We start from the raw sequence: 988 nt of genomic DNA, 5'->3' as shown, positions 1-988 counted from the left end.
AGCTTAACGGTTCCGGGGACATGGCTTAAAGTCTGCGCAAGCCCAGAAATGGTAACGCCTTTTCTTCGTGATATCTGGACGATTCAGCCGCCTGAGTATTTGATGGCTGCGGCGTTGCGCAAAGACGCCATCATTGCACGCGATGACTACCAGCTATCAATTCGCACAAGTAGTGCGGTCACCGATGCTGAACTCAGGAGCAAAGACGGACAATTAGCCGCGAGGGGACGTGTAGCTCAAAGCAATGGCTTTGCAATCTTTGACCAAATAGTGACTGAGCCTGAGCATCAAAGGAAGGGACTGGGGCGCATTGTCATGGGGGCACTGAGCAATGTTTCCATTGCCAGCGAATCAAAAATAGGCGTACTTGTTGCCACTGAAGATGGCTGTGCGCTGTATAAGGCGATTGGTTGGACGATTGTTTCCCTGGTCACTGCAGCGGTCATTGGGTAGGTTTTACCGGCTGTTGTCGGATGAATTTCGCCGCTCGGGCGCCGGTTACAGAAGGGCAGGAACCGGCCAACACCAGCCAGTCATGAATCTTCCAGTTAGCAGACATTGGCTTAAATGCTTCAAGTAACAATTCATATAAAGTGGCATTTTGCGATATATAACTCGTCAACCCATAGCGACCAATAGAGATGCCAAAACGACTCCTGACCAATACGTTGTTCCGGTACTGGCTAAAACCGCTATGGCGAAACATGCCATCAATCGAAAAAGTACGTTACACGTACGGCTTTGCGGATCGACTCGGTGCAATTGGAAAAAGGAAGGTTACGGTAAAAAAGCAGAACATCAATGGCGTCCATATCGAGTGGATCGGTGACTTCGATGACGCAAAGAACGGTGTCATTATCTACCTGCATGGTGGAGCCTTCGCTGTGCGCGCTCCATTAGCTGATAGACGCTACTGCGCAAAATTGTCTCGCGGCACTAGCATGCCTGTAGTCTTGGCAGTCTATCGCCTCGCGCCAGAGCATCCTTA

3 protein-coding genes are annotated in these 988 nt (G+C 50.3%); 2 read left to right on the top strand and 1 reads right to left on the bottom strand.

Annotated features, from left to right (window positions below; all coding sequences use genetic code 11):
* Positions 1-453: GNAT family N-acetyltransferase (locus tag KHU33_RS26105; protein WP_211468463.1), on the top strand; the 453-nt coding region annotated here is incomplete at its 5' end.
* Here the strand turns inward: KHU33_RS26105 and KHU33_RS26100 are convergent.
* Positions 443-706, bottom strand: coding sequence for a hypothetical protein (locus KHU33_RS26100; RefSeq protein ID WP_211468461.1), 264 nt, complete (start codon positions 704-706; stop codon positions 443-445). The two genes, KHU33_RS26105 and KHU33_RS26100, sit on opposite strands and share 11 nt — an antisense overlap.
* On the opposite strand from KHU33_RS26100, the gene KHU33_RS26095 reads away from it, so the two are divergent.
* The coding region (locus KHU33_RS26095) for an alpha/beta hydrolase fold domain-containing protein (protein WP_211468459.1) at positions 705-988 on the top strand (284 nt) is incomplete at its 3' end. The two genes, KHU33_RS26100 and KHU33_RS26095, sit on opposite strands and share 2 nt — an antisense overlap.

The organism is Collimonas silvisoli (assembly GCF_018305005.1).
Lineage (GTDB): Bacteria > Pseudomonadota > Gammaproteobacteria > Burkholderiales > Burkholderiaceae_D > Collimonas > Collimonas silvisoli.
Note: the sequence above shows the minus strand (reverse complement) of the source record. Positions and strands in the feature narration are given on the sequence as shown.

What these genes read in the sequence shown, in the direction of transcription:
- KHU33_RS26100 (WP_211468461.1), bottom strand. Translation starts at nt 706, where the DNA reads ATGTTTCGCCATAGCGGTTTTAGCCAGTACCGGAACAACGTATTGGTC.